The organism is Sphingobium baderi, from assembly GCF_001456115.1.
Taxonomy (GTDB): Bacteria; Pseudomonadota; Alphaproteobacteria; order Sphingomonadales; family Sphingomonadaceae; genus Sphingobium; species Sphingobium baderi_A.
This window is the reverse complement of the sequence record NZ_CP013264.1, coordinates 3,414,626-3,438,347: the sequence shown is the minus strand read 5'-3', so window position 1 is coordinate 3,438,347 and position 23,722 is coordinate 3,414,626. Positions and strand designations below refer to the sequence as shown.

Sequence of the window (23,722 nt, the reverse complement as noted above, 5' to 3'; positions counted from 1 at the left end):
TCCCATGAACTGGTATGCCATCTTCGCCATTTACGTGCTGTTCTGGGTGATCAGCGCGTTCATCGTCTTGCCCTTCGGCATTCGCACGCCCGATGAAACCGGGGAGATTTTGCGGGAAGGGCAGGCGGACAGCGCCCCAAGCAACTTCAGGCCTGGCGTGGTCGTCTTGCGGGCGACCATCCTTTCGGCGGTGCTGTTTGGCCTCTACTACGCCAATTATGTCGAAGGCTGGGTCACGCTCGACAAGCTGCCGGGCTATAGCCGCTCAAACTGATCGCTATGGAATGCAGCCGGTCGGGTCCAAGTCCGGCCGCAGCCGGTCCGCCTATTGCCGCAGCCGCTCGATCGCCTGCGCGAGCGCCACATAGAGCTTGCCCATGTCGGACGACAGGATGGCGACACCCAGCGCATTGCCATCCCTTGCCGATAGGATGATCCGCAACATCGATTCGAAATCATGAATGTAGCGGTTCACATGATCGCGAAACTCTGAATCCTCATCATAATGAAGGGCGATTTCGCGCGACTCTCCGGCATCCAGCAGCTTCACCGCGCGTCGTGTGAAAACGCCGCGATCGCCCTTCAGATAGGATGACCAGGCCGAATCAGTTACGTCGTTCGACAATATCTTCGCAACGTCGATTGCCGTGCTGTTCAACGATTCGATCAAAAGGGCGGATCGGCGGGCGAAATGATCCCGATCGCGTTCCTCGGCGGCACGTTCCGCCTGCTCGATCCGCTGCTCCACATTGCTGCTGGTGTCGGCAATCGTCAGCAACTGGCGCATCAGCCTTTCGGATGCTTGATGTGCAGCCTTGACCGCTTCCTCGGCAACTCTGGACAATTGTTCGATCTGGGCAGCGACGCGATCGCCGATGGCGCGTTCCATTGCTTCCTCGCTGGCATCGGCCAGGGCCTGCGCCGCTTCGGGAATGGTCCTGCCTAATGCCTGACGCGCCCGTTCGGCGGCCTGATCGGCGGTATCCTTGACCCGCAACAGAGCCGTGACCAGCAAGGGACCGGCGCCTTCCGTGATGCGCGTGGCATCCTGATGCGCGCCGTCGAGCGCCAGCCGCAGGCGGTCCACCAATTCGCGATTGGATTTCAGTCCGCCCTGCGTGCTTTCCAGCCATTCCGTCAGGCGGCTGCCTTGACCCCGCAACAGCTCTTCCGCTTCCTGCGTCCGACCGAGGAGGGCTTCCGAAATGGCCTCCAGCCGTTCCAGTTCGGGCGTCGCGCTTGTCATAAGGGTGCGGCTGCGTTCCATCCGCGCGTCGAACCGTTCCAGCGCCGCCGGATAGGTTTCGTCCAGTTCCCTGACACTTGAATCCAGCGCGACCAGCAGCGTTTCCGCGCAGGCGATCAGCTTTTCCGCCGTTATGCCGCCGCCAGCCAGCGCATTGTCTATCCGTTGCGTTTCGGCGGTCAGGCTGGACAGGGCGTCGGTCAATCTTTCGGTGCGCGCAATGGAGGATTGCTCCATCGCCCCGAAGCGCTCTTCCGCCGCTGCCAGCGTGTCGCCCAGTTGCCCATGCAGGCTTGCCATCAAGGTCCGCTGACCTTCGACCAGATCGTTTATCTGATGCAGGCGATTTTCGACTTCACCCATATTGTCGGCAAGCGTGGCGACCGTTTCGTCACCAATGGCATCGATGCTGGTGCGCGACCTCGTGACGAGTGAATCCAGCGCCTTCGCCTGATCGGACAGTCGCGTATCGCACTCCGCCAGCACGGCCTGGACCTGAGCCTGCGTGGCTTCCATCCGTTGCCGCAAATCGGCTTCAATGACGTTTATGCTGTTGCCCATGGTGACAAGCGCCGCCTGACCTGTCGCTGCGATTCCGGTCTGGGATCGGTTGAGCAGATCTTCCAGAGCCGATTTCTGATTGCCCAGTTCATCGCCTGTCGATGACATAACGTGCTGGAGTTGGCTCAGCGTCTGGTCGATCGCCTGTTGCAAATGGGCCGTGGTAGTTTCCATTTCCGCCGCGAAAGAGGACCGGCTGGCTTGCGTGACCGCTGCTATGCTTTGGCGGACGCTCTGCATGAGCGCCTCCAGATCGGAAGCCTGTTGTTCGATGGCCTGCCGGTTTTCGTCCGTGGCAGAACGGGCGCCTTGCATGGTCGCTTCCAGCCGAGCGGAGGCGATGTCGGCGATGCCGGTCATCTCCTCACTGGCCGACCGGGTGGCCTCCTGCACCTGCACAAGCTGGCTCGACAGGCTCTTGGTCGCGGACAATGTTCGCGTGCGGGTGTCGTCGGACAGTTCGCCCAACGCGTGGAGCCGCGCTTCCAGCGCATCGATCCGCTCCGACAGGGCATGGCCGTCATCCACGATCCGGGCGGCCATGCGCGCGGCCCGATCTTCCAGGTCCGGCATGGCCTCGATCAGGGTATTCAATTGGGTGACGAGTGCCTGGCCTGCCTTTTCGGCGGACTCGGCATCGCGCACCGTGCTTTGCGCGCGGCTGGCGATCAATTCGGCGGAAGCCTCCATATTGCTGCTCGCCGCCGCGCCATAGCTATCCAGCAGTTCGGCTTGGTCCTGCATGGTCTGGCGCGCCGCTTCAAGCTGGCTGGCAATCCGGCCCAGCCGCAGTTCCAGCAGGTCCGCCTCGGCGCGCAATGCCTGAGCCGTATTGAGATAGCGCCTGCTTTCCGTCCGGCTGTTGCGGATGAGCAAGATATAGCAAACGCCCAGCAGGATGATGGGGATGAGCAGGGTGGCGACCATGCCGGGCCAGACCGCCGGACCCGCCCGCCACTGGCCCGACGACATATTGGCCCAGATCGCGAAGGTCAGCCATGCCGCCGCAAAAAGGAAAAGGGCGATCTGCGTTCGTTTGAGCGCGCGATCGGCCTGCGCCGGCGGGGCTTCATCCTCCTCCATGTCGAAAAGGCTTTGTTCCAAAGGCGATACATCGTCCACGCGCGATGCGTCGATCGCCGATTTTTCGTTGTCGCGCCAAAACTCGACGATTGTGCTGCCCCCGGTCATGGCGGCTATAGTAGCATCTTTTCCTGCAACGAAAATGCCCTGTTACCAAAACTTAACGCAAGCCAGATAGCATCTGGCCCATGTCTTATGATCCTGGCGCCTTGAATGCAGCTCTGGCGGCGGCTGTTGGTGAAGATTCGGCGTTGATCGCCGACCTGCACGTTGCGTTCATGGAAAGCGCGCTCCGTCAGGTCGATTTGCTCGCCCGGGCGCGTTGCGACGCCAATTGGGAATTGGCTGCGTGGCGGCTGAAGGGGCTGGCGGCCAGTTTCGGCCTGACGGGCCTGATGGCGCTGGCGGAGGAAGCCGTGCAAGCGGCGCCAGGCGACCCCCGAATTCTCAAGCAATTGCGGACAGCGCTCGCGGCTCTCGAACAGGGTTGATCCTTTTGTGCCAAGGCGTCGCTTGCGCGATTGCTCCGGCCTTGCGAAAAGGCGGCTACACAAGAACGGGTCGGCCTTTCGCAATATGACTTTCGTGGCCATTTTGAGCGCCAGCCGGACATCGGGCGATTCGCCCGCCGGGTTACGCGCGACCTTGCACTTTGCCGGGCAGACGCTGGTGGAATATCAGGCGCGTCAGGCGGCGCGTGCAGGCGCAGATCACATCTTCATCCTCGTCAACGTCATCACGCCGGCGATTTCCCAGGCTGTGGACCGGTTGAGCGCGGATGGGATAGCCGTCGTTCTGGTGCGCGATATGATAGCGATGGTGCGCGATATGCCGCGCGATGCGGACAGCCTGCTGGTCGCCGATGGGGCCATTATTTCTCAATCGCATTTCGATGCCATCGCCGGGACAGAAGGCGATGCGCTGCTGGTCACTGATGACAGCCGCGCGAGCGCGCCCTTCGAACGAATCGATGCCGGGCAGCGTTGGGCCGGACTGGTTCGCATCAGCCCCGACCTGTTGTTTGGCACGCTGGACATGATCGGCGACTGGGATCTGGCGCTTACCCTTGTGCGTGGTGCGGTTCAAAAAGGCGCGCGTCGGATCACCGTTCCGCAGGATGACCTGCTGGAAGGGCGCGTCACGCTGATTGAAGGGCAGCAGCAGGCCGATCTGGTGGCGCAATCCGTCCTGTCCATGGCATCGCGCTCCGGCCGGATGCGCGGCGGAATCGAGCATTATCTTTTCGGTCCGGTTGCGCGTTTCCTGGGTCCCGTGTTGATGCGGAGTCAGGTGCCCGCGTTACAGGTGCGAATCGCGTCCATGATGATCGGCGCAATCGCGCTGGTTCCGATTGAACTCGACTGGCCGGTCATCGGCTTTTGCCTTCTGCTGTTCGCTCTCCTGCTTTCGGAGGTCAGCGACCGGCTGGATGAGCTGGCCTTGCGTTCGCCGCCTTTGGGCTGGATCGCTTTCATCACGCCGTTTTTCGCACTGCTCGGGTTGGTCATGGCAAGTGGCTCAATAACGGCTTCCTATCTGGCATTGATGCTCGCGATTCTACTGGTTGCCGACAGATGGCAGCGAACGGGCGGCGCGCGTGCATGGATGATTTTCACGCCGGGAAGCGCCCTGCTGCTCCTGTTCGCCGCGCAACTGGCTGGGGGCGTTTCCTGGATGCTCGATCTGGCGATGATCTGTGCGATCGGTTCGGCCGGCGCCATCATTTTGACGCGACGTGGCTGACAAATATTTCTCTGGGACGGTTTAGTGCATTTTAACGACGTGTGATTATGGTGCCCGCATGAGCGCCTATCCGACCCTTGCTGGATCGACCCTGGCGGACTGCTGGCCGATGACAAGGGTTATGGCCGGTCTGTCCGCTGTGCCCGTCGGTCATGCCATCGATCTGGCGTTTCTCTTTCCTCTGGACGGGAGGGAACGCAATGATGCGCTGATCGCGGAGACGCGGCGTCATCTGGGGGGCTGCCTGCGTGCTATAGAGATCGCCTTCCGCACTGCCTTGCAGGATGAAGCGCCCATTGCCGCCGCGCTGGACGAATGGCCCGATCCGCTTTGCTGGCCCACCGTTTGCGCGCAGCCCACAATGTTGGGGCCGTCCCTGCTGGCGCATATGCAAATGCGGGCCGGGATTAGCCTGCTGCTGCGCCAGTCCGGTCGTCCCGAAGGGGAAAGCGCGGATGGAGAGGCCGAATCTGTCCTGTCGGCGGATGACCCGACGATTGGAAACGCCCTTTCCGCCCTGGCGCTGGCGGAAGGGCGATGGCTCACGACCGGTGGAGAGGACGAGCCTTTGCGTCCGGACGTCCCGGCGGAATATTTTGCCGAGCTAGTCTGGACAGCGGCGGCCTGTCTTGCAGCGATCGTGCAGCGCGTGTCGGGATCGGACGATGCCATCATTGCCGCCTTTGAACGGGCCGGCGAAGTCCTGCTGCGCCGGCATGAGGAGGCGGCCGGTCCCATTCCCATCGCCGACGTGGTCGTCCGGCAACTCGGCGATCGGGCCGATGCACCAGAACTGCTGGCGTTGGCGCTGTCGCAACGCCAATTCCTGATCTTCATTGCGCTGGCAGCACGCCGATTACGGATGGAGAGTGCACAACTCGCGGATGTCCTGCTGTTCGGCCCCATGGATCAGGTCGCGGCCCTGAATCGGACGCTGGGCGGATCGGATTCGGATTATGTTCACCTTCTTCTAGCACTGCGCCCCGTCCGGCCGTCCCTTACCGACGCGGCAATCGTCGTGCAGGCGGAGCGTTACCAATCGCTCCATGCCGTGCAGGCCGACGCGACCGTCAGCGCGCTACGCACGCCAGCGGCTTTTCGCGCCAAGCTCGATCATCTGCGCCGGGTGACGGCGGGATGAACATGCCGGTGCACTCCGCCATCATTCAGGCATCGGTATCGGCTGAGGGCCTTTTGCTTAGTGCCGACGAACCCTTATTGGCGCTCCAGCGCGAAACGGGCGGGGATTTGGGGGAGCGTCTGGCCATCCCTCAACTGGCCGCGGTCGCGCGATTGGCGATTCGGCTGGGCATCATCGTGTCCCGCCCGGTGGTAGCCGCATCCGACCAGTGCGATATCGATATGTGGGTGCGGGCGCGGCCGGATGGGAAAGCCGTTCATCTGTCCGTGATCGACTGGCAGGAACGTCCCATTCCGCTTTTGCGGAACAACAGCAGCCTGCTGGAAGCCGACCTTGCCGCCGTATCGGACGGCTGGAGCTGGCAGGTGGATACGCAATTGCGGTTCCAGATGGTTCTGGAGGGTGGCGATCCTGACGGGGTCTTGCCGTTGCAGCCGCCTGTGCCAGGCAACCCCTTTTCCAGCTATTTCCAGCTACAGCCGGACGAGGACGGCGACATGGCCATCCTGCGCGGTTTCACGCAACGCCGGGCGTTTCGTAACCAGCTTGCCTGCCTGACCGCCGATCCGGCCAAGCGTTTTCATCTTTCCGGCTTCCCGCTTTTCGACCTGACCGGGCAATTATTGGGATATCGAGGGAAGGCCTTTGCACTCGATCTGGCGGTGCCGGTGCCGGAGATCGCAGCGCCTGCCGTTCTCGACCCCCTTGCTTTTGGCAAGAGGCTGGATCGCTCGCTTCGCCAGCCGCTGGGGCGGATCATCGCCAATGCAGATACGATCAGCGCCCAGTTGGAAGGGCCATTGCGTCCCGATTATGCGGGCTATGCACAGGACATCGCATCGGCAGGACGGCATTTGATGGCTCTGGTAGACGATCTTGCCGATCTGCAGGCGATAGACCGTCCCGATTTCACCGTTGTTTCGGAAGCGATTGATCTGGCAGATGTGGGCCGGCGCGCGGCGGGACTGTTGAGCGTGAAGGCGCTCGACCGGCAGATCAGCATCATGGCTCCCGCGACAGAGCAGCATGTGCCCGCCAATGGCGAGTTTCGCCGGGTGTTGCAGATTCTTGTCAACCTGATCGGTAACGCAATTCGCTATGGCCCGGAAGGCTCGGTCGTGCGGGTCGAAACGGAGCAGGAAGATGGCCAGTCACGCATTTTCGTGACGGATCAGGGCCCCGGCATCGCGACGGAGGATCGCGAGCGGATATTCGAGAAGTTCGAACGTCTGGGCCGCGACGATCAGGGCGGCAGCGGTCTAGGCCTCTATATCTCGCGCAGGCTGGCCCGGGCGATGGGCGGCGACATTCGCATCGAAGGGGAAGCGGGGCAGGGGGCGTGCTTTATCTTGAGGTTGCCGCTCGATCAGGCCGTGGAAGCAGACATATCCGTCTAGGATAGCGATGATCCCACCGATGCGAAGGCCCCATTCGGTTGATGATTAACAAAAGCGAAATCCGATCGTGGAAAAGGCAAGGGGCTTTGCAGACCATAATTCCTGCATGAAGAAAAAAAAACGGCGCCTGAACCGGCGCCGCCTTTCTTCATTCCTGACGCGGATCAGCGTTTGCCGACCGGGACGTAATCGCGCTGCGTCGGGCCAGTGTAGAGCTGACGTGGGCGGCCAATCTTCTGCGCGGGGTCGGAGATCATTTCGTTCCACTGCGCGACCCAGCCGACGGTGCGGGCAAGAGCGAACAGAACGGTGAACATTTCGGTCGGGAAGCCGATGGCGGACAGGATCACGCCCGAATAGAAGTCCACATTGGGATAGAGCTTCTTTTCGATGAAATAGGGATCGTTGAGCGCGATATGCTCCAGTTCCTTCGCAACGTCGAAGACCGGATCGTCGACGCCCAGCTTTTCAAGAACGTCCTTCGCGGTCTTCTGCATCACGGTCGCGCGCGGGTCGTAATTCTTGTAGACGCGATGACCAAAGCCCATCAGGCGGAACGGATCGTCTTTGTTCTTGGCGCGAGCGATATATTCCGGAATGCGATCGACCGTGCCGATTTCCCGCAACATGTTGAGCGCGGCTTCGTTGGCGCCCCCATGCGCCGGACCCCACAGGCAGGCGATGCCTGCCGCGATACAGGCGAAAGGATTGGCGCCCGAAGAACCCGCCAGACGCACGGTTGAGGTCGATGCGTTCTGTTCATGGTCGGCGTGAAGAATGAAGATCTTGTCCATCGCGTCAACGACCACCGGGTCCGGCTCATATTCCTCGGCCGGAACGGAGAAGGTCATACGTAGGAAATTGGCGGTATAGCTGAGATCGTTGCGCGGATAGACGAAGGGCTGACCCACCGAATATTTATAGGCCATGGCCGCGATGGTCGGCATCTTGGCAATCAGGCGGTGGCTGGCGATCTTGCGCTGTTCAGGATCGTTGATATCGGTCGAGTCATGGTAGAAGGCCGACAGCGCGCCGACAACGCCGCACATGATGGCCATGGGGTGAGCGTCGCGACGGAAACCGCGATAGAAAGCGGTGAGTTGTTCATTCACCATCGTGTGGCGGGTAATGGTGCGGGTGAAGTCGTCCAGTTGCTGTTTCGAGGGCAGTTCGCCGTTCAGCAGCAGATAGCTGACTTCCATGAAGCTGGACTGTTCGGCCAACTGGCCGATGGGGTAGCCGCGGTGCAGCAGCACGCCTTCGTCGCCATCGATATAGGTCAGGCCCGATTCGCAACTCGCGGTGGAGGTGAAGCCAGGATCGTAGGTGAACATGCCGGTGTTGGCGTAGAGCTTACGCACGTCGATGACCTGCGGGCCGACCGTGCCATCCAGAACGGCGTAGTCCTTTGTCTCTTCCCCGATGGTCAAAGTGGCATTTTTATCGGACATTCATGTTCTCCTTAACTGTCAGCCGACCGATGCGTGCCCCACATCCATCAACCGACCCAAGCTTTCTTCTTTTCCCAGAAGGAAAAGGACATCGAAAATTCCGGGCGAAACCGTCCGGCCGGTCAACGCCGCCCTCAAGGGCTGCGCTACCTTGCCGAGGCCCAGGCCCGCATCCTCTGCCACGCGGCGTATGACGTCTTCGATCGCTTCGACCGTCCAGGGCTGAACGGCAGAAAGAGCGTCAGCTGTGCTTGCCAGCAACGCGCGCGCCGAGTCGTCTAGCAGAGCGAGGGCCTTTTCGTCAAAATCCAGCGGGCAATTTTTGAACAGGAATTCCGCCCCCTCCGCAATTTCATTAAGCGTTTTCGCGCGTGGCTTTAGCGAAGGCATCGCCTGCGTCAACAGCGCGCCCGCGTCGGCGGGGAGGGGCTGGCCCAGCCCCGCTGCCACGCGCGGGGCGACCAGCGCCGCCAACCGCGCATCGTCGGCCTCCCGCAGATAGTGGCCATTGAGATTCTCCAGCTTCTTAATGTCGAAGCGTGAAGGCGAGCGGCCCACGCCCGAAATATCGAACAGTTCGATGGCGCGTGCGATGGAGATGATTTCCTCGTCCCCATGGCCCCAACCCAGCCGGAGCAGATAGTTGAGCACCGCTTCGGGCAGCATTCCCATTTCGTCGCGATAGGCATCGACCCCCAGCGCCCCATGGCGCTTGGAAAGCTTCGCCCCGTCCGACCCGTGGATCAGGGGGATGTGGGCATAGACCGGCTCTTCCCAGCCCATCGCTTTCATAATGCCTAGTTGGCGGAAGGCATTGTTCAGATGGTCGTCACCGCGAATGACATGGGTGACGCCCATGTCGTTGTCATCCACGACAACAGCCAGCATATAGGTGGGCGTGCCATCGGAGCGGAGCAGGATCATGTCGTCCAGTTCCGCATTCTGGACCACGACACGGCCTTGCACCGCATCCTCGATCACCGTTTCGCCTTCGCGCGGCGCCTTCAGCCGGATGACGAAGGGCGCGTCTGCGGGCGCCTCGGACGAGGCACGGTCCCGCCAGCGGCCGTCATAGCGCATCGGTTGCTTCGCGGCGCGCTGCTGCTCGCGCAGTTCCGCCAGTTCTTCGGGCGTCGCATAGCAGCGATAGGCGTGGCCGTTCGCCAGCATCTGATTGGCGACTTCCGCATGGCGCGCCGAGCGCCCGAACTGAAAGACCGCAGGCTCGTCGCCGCCAAGGCCGAGCCATTCCAGGCCATCGAAAATCGCGGCCACTGCTTCCTCGGTGGAACGGGTCCGGTCCGTATCTTCGATGCGGAGCAGGAACTTGCCGCCATGGTGTCGCGCGAACAGCCAGTTGAAAAGCGCGGTGCGGGCGCCGCCGATGTGTAGAAAGCCGGTGGGGGACGGGGCAAAACGGGTCACCACCTGCTTGTTCATTCCCGTTGCACTCACCGAAGAATTCCCTGACATTCGCCCTGCCTATTCATGAACGCGACGCCCCCTAGCATGGCTTTTGAGTCTCCACAAACTTCCGTTCGGGAGAAGGGGAAGGCGTGGCGTCAGGCCTTGGCTTTTTCATTGGAACAATGGCTGGAAAAGGAAAGGGAGCAAATCCCGCTCTGGGTTCCGGTGGGATTGGGAATCGGGATCGCGACCTGGTTTGCTTTACCCCATCGGTGGGCGTGGCTCGCTTTTTGCTGTGTCACCCTGGCTCTGGCCAGCGCCGCTGTCTTGCTGCCGACAGGAGGTCGCGCAAGGAGGATGGCGGTTTCGGCGGGGATACTCGCCTGTCTGGGTTGCCTGCTCATTTGGGGCAAGTCGGCGCTGGTGGGAGAGCCGCCGTTGCAGCGCGCCACATTCGCGGTGCTTACGGGCGAAGTCCGGTCCGTGAGTCCCGTTCCTTCGAAAGACATGGTTCGCTTGCTGCTGCGGCCGGTAGGCGCGCCGGAGCTTCCATCCCTGGTGCGGGTGAATGTGCGGGAGGCGGATATGTCGCCCGCCATAGATCGAGGAGCAACCGTTCGCTTCCGTGTGCGGTTGATGCCGCCGGCGCCACCCAGCTTGCCGGGCGGCTATGATTTTGCCGCGCGGGCTTATTTTCAGGGGATAGGGGCAACGGGACGCGCCTTGCCGCCCATCGCCGTCATCGCGCCCGCGACGGGTGGGCCTGACATGAGGAATCGCCTGTTCTCGCATATTCTCGATCGGCTGGAAGGGCCGGCGGAAGGCATTGCCGCCGCGCTCGCCACCGGCGATCAGGGCGCGATTGCGGAGGACGATGCGGAAGCGATGCGGCGCAGTGGCCTCGCGCATCTGTTGTCCATCAGCGGACTGCATGTGACGGCTTTGATCGGCGCGGTCATCTTCCTGCTCATGCGGACGATGGCGATCAGTCGCCGGGCGGCGCTGAATTGGCCTTTGATGCTGATCGCGGCGACGGGCGGGGCGTTGGCGGGGATCGGCTATACCTTGCTGACGGGCGCGGAGGTTCCGACCGTGCGCTCCTGCATCGCCGCGCTGCTCGTGCTAGGCGGTCTGGCGCTGGGGCGGGACGCCATCACCTTGCGGCTCGTGGCGACGGGAGCGCTGATCGTGCTGTGCCTGTGGCCCGAAGCACTGGTCGGGCCGAGTTTCCAGATGAGTTTCGGCGCCGTGATCGCAATTATCGCCTTGTCGGAGCACCCGCGATTTCGCGCTTTCGCTGCGGCGCGCGATGAAAATGGCTGGCGCAAGTTCGGGCGTTCGGTCGCGGTCTTGTTGATGACAGGCTTTGCGGTCGAACTGATGTTGGCGCCGATCGCTTTCTTCCATTTTCACAAGGCGGGTATGTTGGGTGCATTCGCCAATATCATCGCGATCCCGCTTACGACCTTTGTGGTAATGCCGCTGGAGGCTTTGGCGCTTCTGCTGGATCTGCTGGGCCTGGGTGCTCCGGCGTGGTGGGCGACTGGCAAGGCCTTGGATTTCTTGCTGTTGATTGCCCATGGCGTCGGAGGAAGTCCCATGGCCGTGGCGCTGGGACCGGCGCTGCCGAACTGGGTCTTTGCCGTAATGGTGATGGGCGGGCTGTGGTGCCTGCTGTGGCGAAGCGCATGGCGCTGGTTGGGGTTGGCGCCCGTTGGAATCGGGCTCCTGGCGATTTTGCTCAATCCTCCGCCCGACATATTGATCACCGGCGATGGCCGCCATGTCGCCTTGCGAACCGAGGGGGATGGCATGGCTTTGCTGCGGGACAGGGCGGGTGAATATGTGCGCGATGCCCTGACGGAAAGTGCGGGCTATGATGGAACTCTCGAATCCCTGGCCAGTCTGCCGCAGGCACGCTGCTCCGCGGATCTGTGTTCGGTCCTGTTGGACAGGGGAGGCAGATCCTGGCGGTTGCTTGTCACTCGCAGCCGCATGTTTGTCGAAAGAAAAGCCTTCATGCGCGATTGCCAATGGGCCGATATCGTCGTCAGTGACCGTCGCTTGCCTCGATGGTGCCGACCCAGGTGGCTGAAGGTGGATCGCTCTATGTTAGCGGCGACAGGTGGTCTCGCCATCAATCTGGAGAATGGGACGATTCGCTCTGTCCATAGCCCGCATGACGCCCATCCCTGGATGCCGCGCCGCGGACGCACCGATCAGAGCAGATCGCGTTAGATCTGATGCAGGCCGTGCGCTCTCATTCTGTTTCGCCGCCCGGGTTACTGAAAAGTAGCCCTGATCCTTCGCGCGATGCTTCAATTATATCGGCGCAGCAACCCGGCCAGCTTGCCTTGAATGCGAACCTGTGTGGGATCGTATAGCTGAGGCTCATAAGCGCTGTTGGCGGGGTCAAGTCTCACCCTCTTGCCGTCGCGGCGGAAATATTTGAGCGTGGCTTCATTGTCGTCGATGAGGGCGACCACTATCTGGCCTTCCCGCGCTACGTCGGTTTTCTGGATCAGCGCGAAATCGCCATCGAGAATACCGGCATCGACCATGGAATCGCCCGCTACCTCCAGCGCATAATGGTCACCCGCGCCTAGCAGGGCTGCCGGCACGGAGAGCATATTCTGCCCCTCCAGCGCCTCGATGGGAACGCCCGCTGCGATCCGTCCATGCAGAGGGATTTCGATGATGTCATTAGCGGCGATGGGCAGGCTGACGCGCGCTTGCGACGTGGCGGCAGGCATCTCCTTTGGCAGGCGATGCATGGCGTCCGGCAATTTCAGCACTTCCAAAGCCCGCGCACGATTGGGCAGGCGCCGGATGAAGCCGCGTTCCTCCAGCGCATTGATGAGGCGGTGGATGCCCGATTTGGATCGCAGGTCGAGCGCGTCCTTCATCTCTTCAAATGAGGGGGACACGCCGCGCTCTTCCAGGCGGGTCTGGATGAAGCTCAGCAACTGTTGCTGTTTGGGCGTCAACATGCCTGCGATCTCCAATGGAACGGATGGAGAACGCATAGGAAACGGAAGGGGGCAAGTCAAGCGGTTGGTGATTATCCCCTTTGCATACGTAAGGAATTGCGCTATACATGAGGCATGAGCAAGAAGCCCCAAACCATCGCGCAGTTCTTCAAGCAGTTTCCCGATGACGAAAGCTGCCTGAACCATCTGTTTGAAATCCGGTTTGGGCAGGGCTTCGAGTGCCCCTCCTGCGAACGTCCTTCCAACTGGTATCGGATCAAGGCCGAGCGCGCCTATTCCTGCCAGTGGTGCGGCCACCACCTGCACCCTACCGTGGGCACCCCGTTCGAACAGACCCGGACGCCGCTCCAGCTTTGGTTCTATGCCATCTACCTGTTCACCACGACGCGCAACGGCGTGGCGGCGAAGGAACTAGAGCGCCAGCTAGGCGTGACCTACAAGACGGCGTGGCGCATGGCGCACCTGATCCGCGAGCATATGGCTGATGTGGACGGTGAAGAACCGCTGGGCGGTGTGTTCAAGACGGTTGAGGTGGACGAAACCTATATTGGCGGCGAAGCGACCGGCAAAGGCACTGGATACAAAGCCAACAAGACCGCGATCATGGCGATGGTGGAACGTGGTGGCAGCGTCATGACGAAAGTGATCCCGAACCGTCGTAAAAGCACTCTGCAAAGCGAGATTGTAGCCAACGTGAAGCCGCACACCGAAATCCACACCGACGAATTTGTCAGCTATGCGGGCTTGGATGGGACCGGCCATGGCTTCTGGCACAAGACGGTCAATCACTCGTCGGGCGAATATGTGCGCGGCCATGTCACAACCAACGGCGTCGAGGGTTTCTGGTCGCAGCTAAAGCGGTCGATCCACGGCACCCACATTCATGTGAGCGGCAAGCATCTGTGGAAATATGCGAAGGAGGCGGAATATCGCTTCAATCGTCGCGATTGTCCCGAGACGATGCTTTCGGAGCTTCTTTCGACTTTCGGGCCATTGCCCGAACGGCGCGATTGAAGGCTTCCGCATCCCCTTCGGGATCGGCCTCATGCTCCTTGATGAACTGGTCGATTTTCCCGCTCTCGCGGGCCTGCTTCAACGTCGTCATTTTTTCAGCCTCCGATCCGGCGGGATGGCAAACACGGCACTTGTTAGGTCAATCAAAGCGAGCATGTTCAACACTATCACCAAGATCGCCGCTCCGTTGAACAGCGATTTCACGCTTTCAGTTTCAGCCACCACTGGCTTTGCGATGACTAGAGCGAGGGCCGCGCCAAAGAGCGTAATCAGAAGATAAGCATACGCCTTCGTAGCAGACCGCGCTTCTAAAAATTTCTCGCCCGTATCATTTTCTAGCCTGTTCAACTCAAGGTGGAGGCTTGCAGCCGACGCCAGCGTTATCGTTACAATAACCCCCAAGACCGCCAGCAGCTCATGGTTTACGAAGTTCTTAAGGAAAGAATTAGAATCCCCAAATATTTCTGGACGGATGCAGCTAGTTATCCCGATGCCAATCGTCAGGATTATCAAACCCGCTATCGCTAGAATCCTGCTCACGGTTCAAAGCCTGCTTGAGCCATTCTTGAACCTCTTCAACCTTCGCTTTTGGCAAATCTAAAACGCTCTGGACTTTAGCAGTCATCTTCTGCTTTGTCGATGACCATCTGTCGCCATTCAGTGATTTTGCAGTAACCGATGCATTTCCCTCTTCGCCATAAGCAACGCCTTCTTTAACGGCCTCACTATTGGCATCTATTCCCTCTGCGCTTTCTATCTTAACTTCGATCTCTTGAGCGTTTGTATCGCTGCCTATTCTTCTAAGCCCCTGCTTAACGCCACCTCCAGCGCCGAATATCATATTCGGAACAGTGAACTTAAACCTCACATATTCCAGCTGACCGCCGTGTCTCTCCGCGAAACGCCAGAATGAGCCGCCTTCGAAGAGTGCCTTGAATTGTATGGCGTATTGGTGGGGCAGAATTGCGTTCATATGTCCCACCAGGGACGACAATATCGCGCTAGGCTGGCCAACATTGGAGTTGGCCTCTACAGCCACTCCCTGTCCGCCGGGTATGTTCCTTGGGTCGATAACGACCATGGAACCAGTCCAGAAGCTGCCTTCAATTTCCGCCGCTCCATCATTTGGGGGAGTGCGGACCACATGAAATTTCTGGCGTTCGATAATGCCGACCACATAATCGCCCGCCCAGTTTTGCGGCACCCAAGAGAACGGCTTCCCTTGATGCTGGAAATCAAAACGGACCCCGAACTTCGCTCTAAGCCAATCCTCCCGAGACATTTTCGCCTCAAGTAGGTCAGGCTGGTCCCGTTCAATCAGGGAAAAGTGAAACTGTTCAAAGGTTTTTGCCATAAATCCCCCTCATGGGGGCTATCGCGTCCAATGATTAACGAGTCAATCACGTATGCAAAGGGGATAATCACCAAGCGGTTAACCGTTGGTCGCATTCGCGCGGAACGGTGAGTGGGACGGGCCGTTCTCAGGCTACCTCTTCAGGTGGAGAGGTTAGGAGAGTGACCATGCCCAACCAGAACGATCAGGACAAACAACAGCAGCGCCGCGAACAGCAAGGCGGACGTCAGCAGCAGCAGGAGAATAAGCAGGGCCAGATGGGCGATGAGCGCCGCAAGGACTCCAATCCCGGCAAGCAGCAGCGCTGACAGAAGTTGATATGTCTTTTGGAAGGGGTCGCGATGCGGCCCCTTTCTCTTTCTATGCCGGGATGGGAAGAATATCGACGATATCGCCGGTCTTGGCCGGAGCGGAATGCGCGCGACGCAGGATCAGGCAGTCCGCACGCGCCATTGCAGCCGTCGCCGCGCTATCCTGCGACGTCACGGAAACGATTCCTCCTTCGGCCCGAAAGGCGCGTAGATAGTCGTCCCGTTCTCCGGTAGCCGGCAGGGGCGCGGCAAGGCGGGCACTGGCCAGGACGGGGAGGGGCGAGGCGGCTCCTCCCATATGGCGGACCAGTGGCAGCAGGAACAACATGGCAGTTACGAAGGCGGAAACCGGATTGCCCGGCAGACCGAGAAAAACAGAATGCCCCAGCTTTCCTGCCATGAGCGGTTTTCCGGGACGCATGCGGATTTTCCAGAAGTCCAGCGATCCGCCCGCCTGGGTAAAGGCGGGACGAACCAGATCATGATCACCGACAGATGCGCCCCCCGTCGATAAAATTATGTCAGCCATTTTAGCCTTTTCAAAGGCTTGTATCATGGTTTCGAGATCATCTGGAACTATTCCCAGATCGAGGATGCCGCAAGGCACGGTGCCGAGCATTGCCATCAGCATCGGGGCATTGGATGAAGGAAGCTTGCCGGGAGGCGCAGGCTGGCCGGGCGCCACGAGTTCATTGCCCGTCGATAATATGGCTATGGTAGGGCGCTTGCGAACCGGAAGGGTTCCGTGCCCTGCAAGGACGGCTAGGGCGATCTTCGCAGCGTTCAATTGCGCCCCGCCCGCAAGCAATGTTTGATGGATGTGAAAATCCGACGCAGTCGCGCGGACATGCAGACCTGGCGTCAATGGTTTGTCCACGCCGCGCAGCACATCGCCGGTCAGTTCCGCATTCTCCTGAATGAGAATGGCGTCAGCTCCCGGAGGGAGCGGCGCACCGGTGAAGATGCGGTAGGCCTCGCCTTGTGCCAACGCAGTAGGCAGATAGCCACCCGCGGTGCTGGCGCCGGTCACGCGCCATGGTCCGGGCCATTCTGCCGCGCGCACAGCATAGCCGTCCATCGCGGAAAGATCGGCCCAAGGTTGATCGCGATGGGCCGCGATGTCCTGCGCCAGCCAGCGGCCCACGCAGGATGTGACTGGAACCTCTTCCACCGGAAGGGGCGGGGTCAGCGCGAACAGTCGCGCCTGCGCTTCCGATACGGGGAGGAGGCTCATGACGCCGGCGCGTGCCAGTCGCCTGACTTGCCGCCCGTCTTGGAAAGCAGGCGCACGCCATCAATGATCATGGCCTTGTCCAGCGCCTTCGCCATGTCGTAAATGGTGAGCAAGGCGACAGAAGCCCCGGTCAGGGCTTCCATCTCCACGCCGGTCTGGCCAGCCGTCCGGGCGGCGACCGTCACGGTTACACCCTCTTCGTCGAGGTTGAGATCGACCGTCACGGAACTGAGCGGCAGGGGGTGGCAGAGCGGGATGAGATCGGACGTCCGCTTTGCCGCCATGATCCCAGCGATGCGCGCGACGGCGAGCACGTCGCCCTTCTTTACCTGACCGGCGGCGATGGCGGCGGCGGCGTCCCGATTCATCGTAATGCGCCCGGTGGCGACGGCCTGGCGAGCGGTGACGACCTTGTTCGACACGTCGACCATGCGCGCCGACCCGTCCTCATCCAGATGGGTGAGGCCGCCGGTCATTCGCCGGTCAGCAGATTGTGGGTGGCCGCTTCCAGATCGGCCTGTCGCATGAGCGATTCCCCGACGAGGAAACAGCGCACCCCATGGTCGGCCATCGTTAGCAGGTCGGCGTGACTACCAAGGCCGCTTTCAGCGACGAAGGTGCAGCCTTTGGGCGCCTTGTCCACCAGTTCATAGGTGCGGGCGAAATCGACGGTAAAATCGCGCAGGTCGCGGTTGTTGACGCCGATCAGGCGGGATTGCAGCTTCAAGGCGCGCTCCAGTTCATGCGCGTCATGCACTTCGATCAGAGCGTCCATGCCAAGGCCGATGGCGGCATCCTCTATTTCCGCCATCTGACTGTCCTCGAGCGCGGCGACGATGATGAGGATAGCGTCTGCGCCGATGGAGCGGCTTTCCAGAACCTGCCACGGATCGACGAGGAAGTCCTTGCGGATGACGGGCAGGGCACAGGCCGAACGAGCGGCCATCAAAAAATCTTCATGCCCTTGAAAATAGGAATGGTCGGTCAGGACCGACAGACAGGCCGCACCGCCTGCCGCATAAGCCTGGGCATGGGCGGGGGGATCGAAGTCGGTGCGGATCAGGCCCTTGGAAGGACTGGCCTTCTTGATTTCCGCGATCAGGCCGAAGCCGGAGCGGGCGGCATCGTCCAATGCCTTGCGGAAGCCACGCGGCGGTGTCTGCTCGGCGGCGCGGGCATGGAGCGTGGAGACGGTCATCGCGGCCTTGCGGGCGGCGACTTCATGGCGCTTCGTTTCGCAGATCTCGATCAGCTTGTTGGTCATTTATAGGCTATCCAGCAATTGAGGAGCGCGTTGGCAAGGCCCCGGTCGATGGTTTCGGCGGCTTCCTCGACCCCTTCCCTCACATCGGGGACGGCTTCCGCGACGACAAGGGCGGCGGCGGCGTTCAGGAGCACCGCATCGCGATAAGGCCCCGGCTCGCCCTGTAGCAAGGCGCGCAGGGCGGCGGCGTTGTGCTGCGGCGATCCGCCGCGAATGGCGTCGACCGGATGGGTGGGCAAGCCGACGTCGGCGGCGGAGAGGCGGCGCATGGCGACGATGCCGTTGCCGGTGACTTCTGCCACATCGTTGCCCCCGGCGAGCGAGAGTTCGTCCAGCCCTTCGTCGCCCGAGACGATCATGGCGCGGTCGACGCCGATCTGGGCCAGCGCCTGGGCATAGATGGGGACATAGGCGGGCCGCGCGATGCCGACGAGCTGGCGGCGGACATTGGCCGGATTGGCGAGCGGACCCATAAGGTTGAAGATGGTGCGGCGGCCGATGGACTTGCGGATGGGGCCGAGCCGCTTGAGTGCCGGATGATGCTTCTGCGCGAAGAGGAAGCAGATGCCGAGGTCGGCGAGGGTGGCTTGCGCGCTTTCGGCGATCCGGTCGAGGTCGAGGCCGAGTGCTTCGAGCGTGTCGGCGGCTCCCGCCTTGGAGGATGCGGCGCGGTTGCCGTGCTTGGCAACCGGAACGCCTGCGGCCGCGACGACCAGGCTGACCGCGGTCGAGACGTTGAGCGTATGATGCCCGTCGCCTCCCGTGCCGCAAACATCAATGGCTCCGGAGGGGGCATCGATCGGGATCATGCGCGCGCGCATGGCGCGGGCGGCGGCAGCGATCTCTATGGCGGTTTCGCCGCGTTCGGCCATGACGATCAGGAAGGCGGCGATCTCCGCTTCGGGCAAATCGGCATCGAACAGCATGGCGAAGGCGCGGGCGGCCTCTTCTGCGTTCAGGGGGGCGGCGGGATCGGGCAGGTTGGTCATGACCCTGCCGCCTTAATCGCCCGATGCCCTGTGAGTCGAGTATGACTAACACTTAAGGTCACATATGTCGTGTAAGGCTCGCCATTCAGCGATCCTGCACAAACGTTGCGATAGCCCGCAAAACAGCGTCAGGCCGCTTCGCGTTCCTTGACCGGGAGGCCCGCGATGCGGAGGAAGTTCGCCAGCATATCATGCCCATATTCCGTGGCGATGCTTTCCGGGTGGAACTGCACCGAATGGATGGGGAGCGTCCGGTGGCGGAAGCCCATGACCGAGCCGTCCTCACTGGTCGCGTTTACGATGAGGCTGTCGGGAATGTCCTCCACGATCAGCGAATGATAGCGGGTCGCGGTGAAAGGCGAAGGCAGCCCCTGGAACAAGCCGGTGCCATCGTGGCGGACGGGCGATGTCTTGCCGTGCATCAGGCCGCCGCGCACCACCTTGCCGCCGAAATGCTGGCCGATCGCCTGATGGCCCAGGCACACGCCCAACAGCGGCGCGCCCGCATCGGCGCAGGCGGCGACGAGGTCGAGGCTGACGCCCGCCTCATTGGGCGTGCAGGGGCCGGGCGAGAGCAGAAAGGCGCGCGCGCCGGTGGACAGCGCTTGCCCGGCGGACATGGCGTCGTTGCGGACGACCTCCACCTCCGCGCCCAGTTCCATCAGATAATGGACAAGGTTCCAGGTGAAGCTGTCGTAATTGTCGATGACGAGGATCATGGGACAAGGGCTTTAGCGCGGGACGGGCGCGGGGGGAAGCGGGCTGTTCCGGCAAGGGGCGGAAATGCCGCGATCCTTGATTCGTTCATGCCATGGGTTGAGGCCAAGAAAAGGCGAAGCTGCTTTCGCCCGTCACCCCGCCGGCGGCGTCGAAGCGGCGCTCCATGATGGTTCCCCGGCCTTCCCCGTCGATTGCGATCAGGCTGCTGCATCGCGTGCCATAGACGGGGTTGCGGATGAAAATGGGCGAGACGGCGGCTTCGTCCGGCGCATCGGATGGAATTTCCGGCGCGATGCCGGCATCAAGCAGGGTTTCGGAACGAAGGGCATCCATCAGGACGGCAGGATCGTCGGCCTCCGTCATCAGCCAGTCCAGCAGCGCGGCCTTGAGCGCCAGCGTCTTGGGCCATGGGTCGTCCAGCGCGCCGTTGGACAGGCCGTAAAGGCCGTGTGTCAGCGTTGTGCACAGCGGATGCGGGCGGTTGGTGAGGAAATGAGCCTGTTCGCGGTCGATCAGGATCAGGTTGAAGGGGTTGAAATCATCCATCGGAGCGCGATCCGGGGCGGCATAGGCGCCCTCGCCACGAAGCAGATCCGTCACCAGCGCGCCGCGAGAGGCTTTGGCGGGATCGGGCAGGCCATAGCCCCGGCGGTTGGTGACGATGGCGCAGCGCCCCTGTTCCGACACGCCCAGCCATGTGCCGCCCGATTGCAGGTCGCGTCCTGCAATCAGATGGTCCGGCTCGTCCCAGCGGGCAAGTGGCGCGGCGGGACGGGCGTGCAGTTCGTCGCGATTGCCGACCAGCAGCAATCGCCAACGCGGATGCGCGTGCCAAGCCATCGCCATGATACACATATCTTTGCCTTCTCCTGCATGGCTGCCTGCTGGACCGCTTGATAAAGCGGCCGGCGCGCTCCATATAGGACGTGCCGGGTTCGCCCGGCTATGGTGATAAATCGTGTCGTGCAATAGGCGCAGCGGACCCGGGGGCAGTACCCGGCGGCTCCACCACATATCCCGGTGGCCTTTGAAAGGGCTGGACGGGGTGTCTGACGGGGCCGAACTAGGATCGACGTGTGTTGAAAAGCGAATGCCTTCACCCGGCCTGAGTACGCCGTAAAAATGTTCAAAACTCACAAGTGCCAACGATAACGAGGCTCTTGCTCTTGCTGCGTAATTGATGGCCTCACGGCCTGACATTACCCAAAAAGAACGCGGTTGAACCCACCGGGCAACAGAAGGGAATTCAGCGGCCGCCGGAGGGGCCGGGCAACAGAACCCTCCGGACTATTCCCATTTCCTGCTGTTTCGACTGTCTGGATGCTCGGTCCGGGCGGTTCATTTACATGTGCGTTCCCGATTCGAATCGGAAGTAAAAAGGCGAATCTATTCGATTACACTTTTATGACACATTGAAGAAATAATGATATCTATCTGTAATTAAACATATAAAAATGCTTTTTCGGTATCTCGCACACTATTGCCCGGACGTCATGAAGGTGAAATAATTCCGGCTATGATGGAAAGTTTTTTTGGGAGAATAGAGATGCTGAAGGTCGCTGCGGTAATCGGACTCGCGCTGGCCGCCACGGCGCCGGGTATCGCGCTCGCGGCGCCCGATGAGGTTGTGGTCGTCGGCGTGCCCGACGGCGGGCTGGCCGCCAATGCGCTGATGTCGGGCGATTTCCAGAAGGCCGCCAGCAAGCTGAAGACTCCGATGCCCGATGGCGCGAACGATCCCGCCCGGCTCATCAATCTGGGTAATGCCTATGCCGGTATGGGCCGCATGGGCGATGCGCGCGATGCCTATAAGGCGGCGCGGTTCGCGCCGGAATCGCTGCTGGTCCTGGCGAACGGCAATGAGGAATCCTCACGCGACATCGCCCGGCGCGCACTGGGCAAGTTGCAGGCGAGCTACGCCATGCGTTGAACGGCGGTTAAAAATCGCGCCCTGTCGATGGGAGCCGTTTCCTTCGGGAATGGCTCCCATTTCCGTTCCGGCGGGTGGCTGGTCATCGAACTGTCATTTCAAAGACGCCGTTTCGTCATCAAATCAAAATGTCCCTGTCATCCGACGCGCCTAGCTGCCGCCTTCGAGGGCGACAGGGGGCGTTGTCCGATTCGAAAATCCCCTGCGCTCCGCATTGCAACATAAACCGGCAGACGCCGGAGCGGAGACGACATGGCCAAGATCAACCGTATTCACACCATCCTGATGGCGAGCTGCGCCTGCGCGGCGCTGGGCGCTTGCGGCGCCGACGACATCGCCTCGCCCGGCGAAGGCACGATCGTCATTCCCTCGCCCACGCCGACACCGACCCCCACGCCAACGCCCACCCCCACGCCGACCGGCGTGACGCCCGCGTCCGATTGCCCGACGCTGACTGGTTCGGATCAGTTCACCAAGATCGGGGAAATTTCCGATAAGAGCGGGAACACCTGGCTCAACTGTTCTTTCCCCACGCGCTTCCGCTCTTCCGTTACCGTCCCGAAGGTCGCAGGCGTGATCTATTCGCTGCCCGGCCGCGTCGATGTCGGCACGGACCAGGGCGCTTCCAGCAACAATCTGGACGTCACGCTTTCGATCGATCCGGGCGTGGTCGTCTTTGCCAATACCGGTAGCGCGTTCCTGGCCGTCAATCGCGGCAACCGCATCAATGCGGTCGGCACGGTGTCGCAGCCCATCGTCTTCACCAGCCGTGAAAATGTGTTGGGCAACGCGAACGATCAGTCGTCGGGACAGTGGGGCGGCATCGTGCTGCTGGGCCGCGCGAAGATCACCGATTGCGCCGCCGGCGGCGCTGCGCCCGGCACGGTGGCGTGCGAACGCGATACGGAAGGGACGAGCGGGGCGATCTATGGCGGCGCCAATGACGCCGACAATTCGGGCCGCATGAGCTATGTGCAGATCCGCTATTCCGGCTTCGTCCTGTCGGACGGCAAGGAATTGCAGGGCCTCACCCCCTCGGGCGTCGGCACCGGCACGCAGATCGACCATATCCAGGTGCACAACAGCTCCGACGACGGCATCGAAATCTTCGGCGGGTCGACGCACCTTAAATATCTGGTCTTCACCGGCAATGAGGACGACAATCTGGATACCGATGTCGGCTTCCGCGGCACGGCCCAGTTCATCATTTCCGCCCAGAGGGCTAACGCCAATATCGGCGACACCTTCCTCGAAACGGACTCCAACGGTTCGACGACCGCCAGCAACGCCAGCGAGGACGCGCTGCCCCGCCAGTATCTGAAGGTCGCCAACTTCACCCATATCCAGCGGTCGAACACCGGCGACGATGGCGCGTCGATGCTGCTGCGCGGCGGCGCCGATCTGGCGCTCATCAACGGCATCATCGTCAGTCCGGAACAAAGCTGCCTGCGTATCAACGGCGCGGCGGCGGTCCGCGACGCCGACAGCGCGCTGGAGGATGCGGGCAAGCCCCGTTACCTGTCCGTCGTGATGCAGTGCAATGCGACGCCGTTCAAGGGCACCGGCACGGGTGTCACTGATGCGCTGGTCCAGTCGATCTTCACGGCTGGCGCGAACAGCAGCTTCGCATACACGCCGTCGCTGACCAGCCTGTTCATCAACGGCGCAACCGAAACCGCCGTCACCGCGATCGACCCCAAGACGATCGACGCCGCGTTCACGACCACTAACTATATCGGCGCGGTCAAGGACAGCAACGACACCTGGTATGCCGGTTGGACATGTAATTCGGTGAGCGCGAGTTTCGGCACGTCCAGCGGCGCCTGCACCGCGATCCCGACCACCTGATCTATCCTGAAACCAACAGGGGCGGGGGAGCGTGCCGAG

At 61.5% G+C, this 23,722-nt stretch carries 22 protein-coding genes and 1 other RNA gene; 11 read left to right on the top strand and 12 right to left on the bottom strand.

Annotated features, from left to right (window positions below; translation table 11 throughout):
* Positions 1-4: 4 nt before the first annotated feature.
* The gene (locus tag ATN00_RS16765) at positions 5-274 is read left to right on the top strand and encodes a DUF1467 family protein (protein ID WP_062066652.1); all 270 of its coding nucleotides are present in this window, start codon (positions 5-7) and stop codon (positions 272-274) included.
* Between the two features lie 51 nt (positions 275-325).
* Here the strand turns inward: ATN00_RS16765 and ATN00_RS16760 are convergent, their stop codons facing one another.
* Positions 326-2,998, bottom strand: a complete 2,673-nt coding sequence (locus tag ATN00_RS16760) for a coiled-coil domain-containing protein (RefSeq protein ID WP_062066649.1) — start codon at positions 2,996-2,998, stop codon at positions 326-328.
* An 80-nt stretch (positions 2,999-3,078) separates the two neighbouring features.
* Between ATN00_RS16760 and ATN00_RS16755 the strand changes: the two genes are divergently transcribed.
* From ATN00_RS16755 to ATN00_RS16740, 4 genes are all read left to right on the top strand, one after another.
* Entirely contained in the window at positions 3,079-3,381 is a 303-nt protein-coding gene (locus ATN00_RS16755) for a hypothetical protein (protein WP_062066646.1), read from the top strand.
* Between the two features lie 85 nt (positions 3,382-3,466).
* Entirely contained in the window at positions 3,467-4,633 is a 1,167-nt protein-coding gene (locus tag ATN00_RS16750; protein WP_062066643.1) for a hypothetical protein, read from the top strand.
* Positions 4,634-4,691: 58 nt separating this feature from the next.
* On the top strand, positions 4,692-5,774 hold the full coding sequence (locus ATN00_RS16745; RefSeq protein ID WP_062066640.1) for a hypothetical protein: 1,083 nt from the start codon (positions 4,692-4,694) through the stop codon (positions 5,772-5,774).
* On the top strand, positions 5,771-7,171 hold the full coding sequence (locus ATN00_RS16740; protein ID WP_062066637.1) for a sensor histidine kinase: 1,401 nt from the start codon (positions 5,771-5,773) through the stop codon (positions 7,169-7,171). The genes ATN00_RS16745 and ATN00_RS16740 overlap by 4 nt, the downstream gene beginning before the upstream one ends.
* Before the next feature lie 164 nt (positions 7,172-7,335).
* Here the strand turns inward: ATN00_RS16740 and ATN00_RS16735 are convergent, their stop codons facing one another.
* Entirely contained in the window at positions 7,336-8,622 is a 1,287-nt protein-coding gene (locus tag ATN00_RS16735; protein WP_062066634.1) for a citrate synthase, read from the bottom strand.
* Positions 8,623-8,640: 18 nt separating this feature from the next.
* On the bottom strand, positions 8,641-10,062 hold the full coding sequence (gene gltX / locus ATN00_RS16730) for a glutamate--tRNA ligase (protein WP_062066631.1): 1,422 nt from the start codon (positions 10,060-10,062) through the stop codon (positions 8,641-8,643).
* A gap of 69 nt (positions 10,063-10,131) precedes the next feature.
* Here gltX and ATN00_RS16725 point away from each other — a divergent pair, with 69 nt between their 5' ends.
* Positions 10,132-12,267, top strand: a complete 2,136-nt coding sequence (locus tag ATN00_RS16725; RefSeq protein WP_082635234.1) for a ComEC/Rec2 family competence protein — start codon at positions 10,132-10,134, stop codon at positions 12,265-12,267.
* Between the two features lie 80 nt (positions 12,268-12,347).
* On the opposite strand, the gene lexA is transcribed toward ATN00_RS16725, so the two are convergent.
* Positions 12,348-13,019, bottom strand: a complete 672-nt coding sequence (lexA, locus tag ATN00_RS16720) for a transcriptional repressor LexA (RefSeq protein ID WP_062066625.1) — start codon at positions 13,017-13,019, stop codon at positions 12,348-12,350.
* 114 nt (positions 13,020-13,133) lie between these two features.
* Between lexA and ATN00_RS16715 the strand changes: the two genes are divergently transcribed.
* Positions 13,134-14,033: an IS1595 family transposase gene (locus tag ATN00_RS16715; RefSeq protein WP_062066622.1), complete on the top strand. Its 900-nt coding sequence runs from the start codon at positions 13,134-13,136 to the stop codon at positions 14,031-14,033.
* 87 nt (positions 14,034-14,120) lie between these two features.
* On the opposite strand, the gene ATN00_RS16710 is transcribed toward ATN00_RS16715, so the two are convergent.
* On the bottom strand, positions 14,121-14,546 hold the full coding sequence (locus ATN00_RS16710; protein WP_062066619.1) for a hypothetical protein: 426 nt from the start codon (positions 14,544-14,546) through the stop codon (positions 14,121-14,123).
* Entirely contained in the window at positions 14,512-15,387 is an 876-nt protein-coding gene (locus tag ATN00_RS16705) for a hypothetical protein (RefSeq protein ID WP_062066616.1), read from the bottom strand. The genes ATN00_RS16710 and ATN00_RS16705 overlap by 35 nt, the downstream gene beginning before the upstream one ends.
* A gap of 167 nt (positions 15,388-15,554) precedes the next feature.
* On the opposite strand from ATN00_RS16705, the gene ATN00_RS23745 reads away from it, so the two are divergent.
* Positions 15,555-15,695 (top strand): hypothetical protein, encoded by a 141-nt coding sequence (locus tag ATN00_RS23745; RefSeq protein WP_197413613.1) that lies wholly within the window; start codon positions 15,555-15,557, stop codon positions 15,693-15,695.
* Positions 15,696-15,747: 52 nt separating this feature from the next.
* On the opposite strand, the gene ATN00_RS16700 is transcribed toward ATN00_RS23745, so the two are convergent.
* The 6 genes from ATN00_RS16700 to ATN00_RS16675 all read right to left on the bottom strand — a co-directional run bounded on the left by ATN00_RS16700 (position 15,748) and on the right by ATN00_RS16675 (position 20,760).
* A complete protein-coding gene (locus tag ATN00_RS16700) occupies positions 15,748-16,932 on the bottom strand; it encodes a molybdopterin molybdotransferase MoeA (RefSeq protein WP_062066614.1) in 1,185 nt (394 codons plus the stop codon).
* Positions 16,929-17,408: a cyclic pyranopterin monophosphate synthase MoaC gene (gene moaC / locus ATN00_RS16695; protein ID WP_062066611.1), complete on the bottom strand. Its 480-nt coding sequence runs from the start codon at positions 17,406-17,408 to the stop codon at positions 16,929-16,931. Before moaC ends, ATN00_RS16700 begins: the two co-directional genes overlap by 4 nt.
* Complete coding sequence (trpC, locus tag ATN00_RS16690) at positions 17,405-18,196, bottom strand: indole-3-glycerol phosphate synthase TrpC (RefSeq protein WP_062066608.1); 792 nt, start codon at positions 18,194-18,196, stop codon at positions 17,405-17,407. Before trpC ends, moaC begins: the two co-directional genes overlap by 4 nt.
* Complete coding sequence (trpD, locus tag ATN00_RS16685; RefSeq protein ID WP_062066605.1) at positions 18,193-19,185, bottom strand: anthranilate phosphoribosyltransferase; 993 nt, start codon at positions 19,183-19,185, stop codon at positions 18,193-18,195. The genes trpC and trpD overlap by 4 nt, the downstream gene beginning before the upstream one ends.
* Before the next feature lie 128 nt (positions 19,186-19,313).
* Entirely contained in the window at positions 19,314-19,904 is a 591-nt protein-coding gene (locus tag ATN00_RS16680) for an anthranilate synthase component II (RefSeq protein WP_062066602.1), read from the bottom strand.
* 85 nt (positions 19,905-19,989) lie between these two features.
* Positions 19,990-20,760 carry an NRDE family protein gene (locus tag ATN00_RS16675; protein ID WP_062066599.1) on the bottom strand — a complete coding sequence of 257 codons (771 nt, stop codon included), beginning with the start codon at positions 20,758-20,760 and terminating at the stop codon, positions 19,990-19,992.
* Positions 20,761-20,794: 34 nt separating this feature from the next.
* Between ATN00_RS16675 and ssrA the strand changes: the two genes are divergently transcribed.
* The 3 genes from ssrA to ATN00_RS16660 all read left to right on the top strand — a co-directional run bounded on the left by ssrA (position 20,795) and on the right by ATN00_RS16660 (position 23,683).
* Positions 20,795-21,154: a transfer-messenger RNA gene (gene ssrA, locus ATN00_RS16670) on the top strand.
* Positions 21,155-21,451: 297 nt separating this feature from the next.
* Positions 21,452-21,835, top strand: coding sequence for a hypothetical protein (locus tag ATN00_RS16665; RefSeq protein WP_062066597.1), 384 nt, complete (start codon positions 21,452-21,454; stop codon positions 21,833-21,835).
* A 252-nt stretch (positions 21,836-22,087) separates the two neighbouring features.
* Positions 22,088-23,683, top strand: a complete 1,596-nt coding sequence (locus tag ATN00_RS16660) for a hypothetical protein (protein ID WP_062066594.1) — start codon at positions 22,088-22,090, stop codon at positions 23,681-23,683.
* The last annotated feature ends 39 nt before the right edge of the window (positions 23,684-23,722 follow it).